5 protein-coding genes and 1 pseudogene are annotated in these 6938 nt (G+C 71.9%); 4 read left to right on the forward strand and 2 right to left on the reverse strand.

Features of this window, described 5'->3' with window-relative positions; all coding sequences use genetic code 11:
- Nucleotides 1-57 precede the first annotated feature (57 nt).
- Entirely contained in the window at nt 58-1053 is a 996-nt protein-coding gene (locus ACX6XY_RS27630; protein ID WP_460336466.1) for a hypothetical protein, read from the reverse strand.
- Between the two features lie 335 nt (nt 1054-1388).
- Between ACX6XY_RS27630 and ACX6XY_RS27635 the strand changes: the two genes are divergently transcribed.
- Nucleotides 1389-1817: a hypothetical protein gene (locus ACX6XY_RS27635; protein WP_460336469.1), complete on the forward strand. Its 429-nt coding sequence runs from the start codon at nt 1389-1391 to the stop codon at nt 1815-1817.
- Between the two features lie 20 nt (nt 1818-1837).
- Here ACX6XY_RS27635 and ACX6XY_RS27640 read toward each other — a convergent pair whose 3' ends face one another.
- Nucleotides 1838-2875 carry an SGNH/GDSL hydrolase family protein gene (locus ACX6XY_RS27640; RefSeq protein WP_460336471.1) on the reverse strand — a complete coding sequence of 346 codons (1038 nt, stop codon included), beginning with the start codon at nt 2873-2875 and terminating at the stop codon, nt 1838-1840.
- Nucleotides 2876-3042: 167 nt separating this feature from the next.
- Between ACX6XY_RS27640 and ACX6XY_RS27645 the strand changes: the two genes are divergently transcribed.
- The 3 genes and pseudogenes from ACX6XY_RS27645 to ACX6XY_RS27655 all read left to right on the forward strand — a co-directional run.
- The gene (locus tag ACX6XY_RS27645; protein WP_460336473.1) at nt 3043-4446 is read left to right on the forward strand and encodes a cystathionine beta-synthase; all 1404 of its coding nucleotides are present in this window, start codon (nt 3043-3045) and stop codon (nt 4444-4446) included.
- A gap of 506 nt (nt 4447-4952) precedes the next feature.
- Entirely contained in the window at nt 4953-6173 is a 1221-nt protein-coding gene (locus ACX6XY_RS27650) for an acetyl-CoA C-acetyltransferase (protein WP_460336476.1), read from the forward strand.
- Nucleotides 6174-6552: 379 nt separating this feature from the next.
- Nucleotides 6553-6938, forward strand: a pseudogene (locus tag ACX6XY_RS27655) (hypothetical protein); the annotation flags it as partial.

Genomic DNA, 6938 nt, shown 5'->3' on the forward strand with positions numbered 1-6938 from the left:
AAGTACGCCCGCAGAGCGCACCTCAACCACGGAAACCCCTGCCCCACGGCGCATGCGTCAGGCGTCGGAGGAGGCCTCGGCGGTTGTGGCAGCCACCCGGTCGCGCCAGGTGAGAGCCTGGGCGGGTGGTCGCGGAGGCAGACCGTCCCCAGCCTCTCGGACTCGGCAACGCGCGCAGCAGGTCTCGTCGCTGACAGGCCGGAAGACGTGCTCCTCGCCCGGTCCGGCGCAGGTGACCAGCCCCGCCGGTGACACCTGGGGCACCGTCGGCTTCTGAGGTGCGGGCCACTCCGGCACCGGAAGCTTCTGCGCCAGCCGGTGCCGCACGAACCCCGCCGCCGAGCGAACCCCGCCGGGCGGCAGCCCACTGGTCATCGCCTGCCGCAGCTCGCCCGCCGAGCAGCCGCGCCGCAACCACTCCGCCGCGGCACCAGCCAGGCTCCGCGCCTCGCGCAGCCCGAGCCAGAGGTCACGGTGCGCATGCCGCAAGGAGAGCAACACGCGCTCGGCTTCGATGAGTTCTGGGGACGATGCCTCACCCTGAGTCGCGTCCGCCTCCGCCTCCGACTCCGACTCCGGCTCCGGCTCCGGCTCCGGCTGTGGCTCGGCTTCGGGAGGTGGGTGGGGAGAGTTCTTCTCCCGTTCTTCGTCTTTCGGTAGAGAGCCACCGGCCACCCGAGCGGTCGGCTCACCGACCGTCGGCTTCTGCGCACTCGGGAGCGGCAGCCCGTCCCGGAGCCGGTCCGCGTCCTCGCGTGTGAGGGTGACGTTCCCGAGAACCTGGTCCGTGGCCCAGCGGCCACGCCCGTCCTGCCACCTCCACTCGTGCAAGTACCCGCAGACGGTGAGGAGTTCCTTGGCGCGCTGGTACGCCCGGCCCTTGAGGCCGAGCCGGGCCGCGTGCTCGCTGAGGGATTTGCCGGTCGCGTCGTCCGGCAGCCCCTGCACGTACAGGAGCAGGATCTTCGCGTCGCTGTTCAGACGCGGATGGCGCACGACGTCGTGCGAGACCTTGGTGAAGCGCCGCGTGGGCGCGATAACATGCCGAAGCATCCCGGTGGACCTCTGATTCCACTCGCTGGGTGAAGGTCCTCGGGCCGGTGTTCCCGCACCGCCGAGGACCGCCCTATGTACATGTGTTCACGGAGCGTGATTTCGCCGTCACCGTACAGCACCGAGCGCGCGTCGCACCATCTGAACCAGCAAATCCGCTTTCACCAGCGGAATTTCACGCGCCCAGTGCGCGCTCACGCCCGCGGGATGTTCGCCGTCTTGCGCACCGGCACCCAGGCGTAGGGCAGCCTGGAATCGGTCCAGGGGGCTGTCCGCTGGCGAACGGGGGGTTAGCCCTACTGACGCCGGGGCCTCGGATTCGTAGCGTGGAGTGCATGGAAGCCCGTGACGCTGAGCTCAAGAAGGACCTGGACGCCACTCTGCAGACCCGCAGGGAGCTCGGCGCGGAATACGAGTCCGCGCTCCTCGAGTCGTTCCTGGAGAAAGTCGAACAGCAGCTCAACGCGACGGTCGACCGCCGCGTGCGACGCCAGCTGGCCGAGGCGCAGATGGCGAACGCCAGGGACGCGCACGCCCCGCGGTCCGTGGACAGCTGGGGCGAACGGTTCGGGTTCGGCATGGTGTCGCTGGTCCTGGCGATCCCGCTGTCCGCGATCGCCGCGGTGAACACGGGACTCTCCGGGCTGTTCGTGACCTGGGCCGGGATCGTGGGGGTCAACACGGTGCACGCGCTCCGCGGGTTCCCGCGCTTCGGGCGGGGCCGCCGCCAGGACCGGTCCGGCGAGTCCGACTGGGAGGGCTAGAGGGCTAGAGGGCTAGGGGGCTAGGAGCCCGCTCCCGCCGCGCCCGGTACCGACTCCTGCTCCGGGGTCTCGATACGGCGTCGGCGGCGGCGCTTGAGCAGGGCCCAGGGGCCGCGCGGCCCGGTCGGCATCGCGGCCGTGACCTCCGTGCCGCCCTCCGACGCCGCCGCCGCGGCGGCACGGGCGACCGGCAGGAAGCCCTCGGCCCGCGAGACGTCCGGGCGCTCCTCCTCCGGCCAGAGGGCGAGCGCGGCGCAGACGGTCGGGAGGACCGCCATCGCCGCGGTGGCGTAGCCCTCGGCGGACGGATGGTAGTTGTCCGGGCCGAACAGCTCGCGCGGGTTCGACGCGAACTCGGGGCCCAGCAGGTCGCCCAGCGACACCGTACGGCCGCCCTGCTCGACCACGCCGATCGTCTGCGCCGCCGCGAGCTGCCGTGACACCCGCCGGGCCAGATAGCGCAGCGGTTGGTAGACCTGCTCGACCGAGCCCAGGTCGGGGCAGGTGCCGACCACCACCTCGGCCCCGGCGGTCCGCAGCCGCCGCACCGCCGCGGCGAGGTGGCGCACGGAGGTGGTCGCGGGCATCCGGTGGGTGACGTCGTTCGCGCCGATCATGATGACGCAGACGTCGGGCACGGCCGAGGAGTTCGCCAGCAGAAGCGTCACCTGACGGTCCAGGTCGTCCGACCGGGCCCCCGGCAGCGCCACGTTGCGCAGCTCCACCGGGCGCTCCGCGACCGCCGCGAGCCCCTGGGCGATCAGCGCGCCCGGCGTCTGCCCCGCCCGGCGTACGCCCTGCCCCGCCGCCGTCGAGTCGCCGAGTAGCGCCAGCCGCAGCGGCGCGAGCTGGAGCGGGCCGTGCCCGTCCGCGAGGGCTCTGCCGTACAGCCCGTCGGCGCTCGGCGGGTGCGACGCGTCACCACCGCCGACCGAGCGCTTGGCCAGTTGCACCTCGGCGAGCAGCAGGCCCACCGCCGCCGCGCCCAGCAGGCCGACACCGCCGCCGCCGTACGCCGCGCCCGCGGCGATCCGCCGCGCCACCCTCGCTCTCGACATGGGCCGAAGCCACCTCCTCGTAGCCGTTCACCAACTCCTTGCCCCGTACGAGCGGTCGGTCAATCGCGCCACCCCGCCCTCGCGGCGCACTCGACGGGGAGTGTGCCGCTCCTCGCTCGAATTCGGCTTACGCTGACCGCATTCCTATCGAGAATCCGGAGACAACGGTGCGATTCCACGACTCGATGATCAGTCTCGTCGGCAACACCCCGCTGCTGAGGCTCAACAACGTCACCGAGGGCCTCAGGGCGACCGTCCTGGCCAAGGTCGAGTACTTCAACCCCGGCGGTTCCGTGAAGGACCGCATCGCGCTGCGCATGATCGAGGCGGCCGAGGCCAGCGGAGAGCTTCAGCCGGGCGGCACGATCGTCGAGCCCACCAGCGGGAACACCGGTGTGGGGCTCGCCATCGTGGCCCAGCAGAAGGGCTACAAGTGCGTCTTCGTCTGCCCGGACAAGGTCTCCACTGACAAGATCAACGTCCTGCGGGCGTACGGCGCCGAGGTCGTGGTCTGCCCCACGGCCGTCGACCCGGAGCACCCGGACTCGTACTACAACGTGTCCGACCGGCTGGTGCGGGAGACCCCCGGCGCCTGGAAGCCCGACCAGTACAGCAACCCGAACAACCCCCGTTCGCACTACGAGACCACCGGCCCGGAGCTGTGGGAGCAGACCGAGGGGAAGATCACCCATTTCGTCGCGGGCATCGGCACCGGCGGCACGATCAGCGGCACCGGCCGCTATCTGAAGGAGATCAGCGACGGGCGGGTGCGGATCGTCGGGGCCGACCCGGAGGGTTCGGTGTACTCCGGCGGCTCCGGGCGGCCGTATCTGGTCGAGGGCGTCGGCGAGGACTTCTGGCCGACGGCGTACGACCGTGAGGTGACCGACGAGATCGTCGCCGTGTCCGACAAGGACTCCTTCCAGATGACGCGGCGGCTGGCCAAGGAGGAGGGGCTGCTGGTCGGCGGCTCCTGCGGGATGGCGGTCGTGGCGGCGCTGAAGGTCGCCGAGGGGCTCACCGAGGACGACGTAGTGGTCGTGCTGCTGCCGGACAGCGGCCGCGGCTACCTGAGCAAGATCTTCAACGACGAGTGGATGGCGGACTACGGCTTCCTGGAGGAGGCGGGCCCGGCCTCCAGCGTCGGTGACGTGCTCACCCACAAGGAGGGCGGGCTGCCGAGCCTGGTGCACATGCACCCGGAGGAGACGGTCGGCCAGGCCATCGAGGTGCTGCGCGAGTACGGCGTGTCGCAGATGCCGATCGTCAAGCCGGGCGCCGGGCACCCGGACGTGATGGCGGCCGAGGTGATCGGCTCCGTCGTGGAGCGCGAGCTGCTGGACGCGCTGTTCGCCCAGCGGGCCTCGCTGGACGACCCGCTGGACAAGCACATGTCGCCGCCGCTGCCGCAGGTCGGCTCGGGCGAGCCGGTGGCCGACCTGATGGCGGTGCTCGGCGGCACCTCGGGCGCGGGCGCGGACGCGGCGATCGTGCTGGTCGAGGGCAAGCCGAAGGGCGTGGTCAGCCGCCAGGACCTGCTGGCCTTCCTGGCCCGCGGCGCGGCCAAGTAGCGCGGCGGGTGTCCCGCGCGGGACACCCACCGCGTCCCGCGCGCCACGGCGGGCGGCGGTTCGGGGAATCGGTACGGGCCGGACACGTCCGCGCAGCACGCGCTTAACACGCGTCCGGCACCTTAGAGGGCGTCGGCGGGCGGGAGCGGCTCCCCGCCCGGCTGACTCCAGGCGGCGTGCGCAGGACTCTCCGGAGCGGCTCCCGGACCTCCTGGACGCCACGGGCGCGGCGGCCGGTACCGACCCGGCCGTCCGCGTCCCGCGCGGGGACCGCCGTCGTCCCGCCCTCCGGGTCCGCCCGGAGGTGCGGCGGCCCCCGCGCACCCTCCCCCTCCTCCCCCCTCCCCCGAGACGCTGACTGAGCGTACGCTTAGAAAAGAGGCCGGTGTCACAGTGCGGGAGCGGTGACCTTTGCCGTACGTACGGGTAACTTCCCTCACGGTCGTGCCTGCTCAGCGACGTACAGCGAAGCGAAGTCAAGTCACCGAACACCCAGGGAGCCCGTGATGCCCGAAGCCGTGATCGTCTCCACCGCCCGTTCCCCGATCGGACGGGCCTTCAAGGGCTCCCTCAAGGAACTCCGCCCGGACGACCTGACCGCGACCATCGTCCAGGCCGCGCTCGACAAGGTCCCCGGACTCGACCCGAAGGACATCGACGACCTGATGCTCGGCTGCGGCCTGCCCGGCGGCGAGCAGGGCCACAACCTGGGCCGGATCGTCGCCGTGCAGATGGGCATGGACCACCTGCCCGGCTGCACCGTCACCCGCTACTGCTCCTCGTCGCTGCAGACCAGCCGGATGGCCCTGCACGCGATCAAGGCCGGTGAGGGCGACGTCTTCATCTCGGCCGGTGTGGAGATGGTGTCCCGCTCCGTCAAGGGGTCGAGCGACGGCCTGCCGGACACTCACAACCCGCTGTTCGCCGACGCCGAGGCCCGTACCGCCGCGGTCGCCGAGAGCGAGGGCGCGACCTGGCACGACCCGCGCGAGGACGGCCTGGTCCCGGACGCGTACATCGCGATGGGGCAGACCGCCGAGAACCTGGCCCGCCTCAAGGGCATCACCCGCCAGGACATGGACGAGTTCGGCGTACGGTCCCAGAACCTCGCCGAGCAGGCCATCGCCAAGGGCTTCTGGGAGCGCGAGATCACCCCGGTGACGCTCCCGGACGGCACGGTCGTCAGCCAGGACGACGGGCCGCGCGCCGGGGTCACCCTGGAGGGCGTGCAGGGCCTCAAGCCGGTCTTCCGCCCCGACGGCCTGGTCACCGCGGGCAACTGCTGCCCGTTGAACGACGGCGCGGCGGCGCTGGTCATCATGAGCGACACCAAGGCCCGCGAGCTGGGTCTGACCCCGCTCGCCCGGATCGTCTCCACCGGCGTCTCGGGCCTCTCGCCCGAGATCATGGGGTACGGGCCGGTCGAGGCCTCGAAGCAGGCGCTGGCGCGGGCCGGACTCGGCGTCGGGGACATCGACCTGGTCGAGATCAACGAGGCGTTCGCCGCGCAGGTCATCCCCTCGTACCGGGACCTGGGCATCGACCTCGACAAGCTGAACGTCAACGGCGGCGCGATCGCGGTCGGCCACCCCTTCGGCATGACCGGCGCGCGGATCACCACCACCCTGATCAACAGCCTGCAGTTCCATGACAAGCAGTTCGGCCTGGAGACCATGTGCGTGGGCGGCGGCCAGGGCATGGCCATGGTCATCGAGCGCCTGAGCTGAGCCAGATCCGAGAGCCAGATCCGAGCTGAGCCAGATCCGAGAGCCAGATCCGAGCTGAGCCAGATCCGAGAGCCAGATCTGAGCTGAGCTGACGACGCCCTGGAGATCCCCGAGGGGGGCGCACGACGCTCTCCTCGGGGGCGCTTTCCCGCCACGCGGAGCGCCCGTCACCTCCCGAGCCCCAGCCGTGACCGAATCTACGCGAGGATGTGACCTTCATCCCGCAGGATGGCCGTTCCCGCAGGTCAGCGCTGTCCGGGACGAAAGGCCGAGTCGCAGGTCCTGTCCCTTTCGTGACCTAATGCACTGACACGATTGAGACGCCTCCGACAAGCTGAGGTAGGAAGTCGGGGGTCGACTTGAAACCAGGAGTACGTCAGTGAGCGCCATGCCTCTTGCCCTGCTGCTCGCCACCGCCGCCGTCACGGCCGTGGGCGCCGCTGCCCTGCACGCCGTATACGGGCTCCGCAAGCAGCTCGCCGAGATCACCGCGCTGCGCGCCGAACTCGCCGCGAGCCTCGCCCGGCAGCGCGACGCCGCCCCCGCCGCCGTGCCCGGCGCGCGCAGCGCCCGCGACACCCTCGACGCGTCCGCCATACGTACCGCCGTGACCGAGGCCCTGGCCGAGGAGCGGGAGCGCGAACTGGCCGAGGCGCGCGCCTTCTGGGCCGCCCAGGAGGCGCGGGGCGCCGCGCGCCCCCCCCCGCCGGGCACCCCCCGGGCCCCCCACACACCCCCCGGGCGGGGGCTGACCCCCCCCGGGGG

The sequence above is a fragment of the Streptomyces sp. O3 genome, assembly GCF_054788135.1.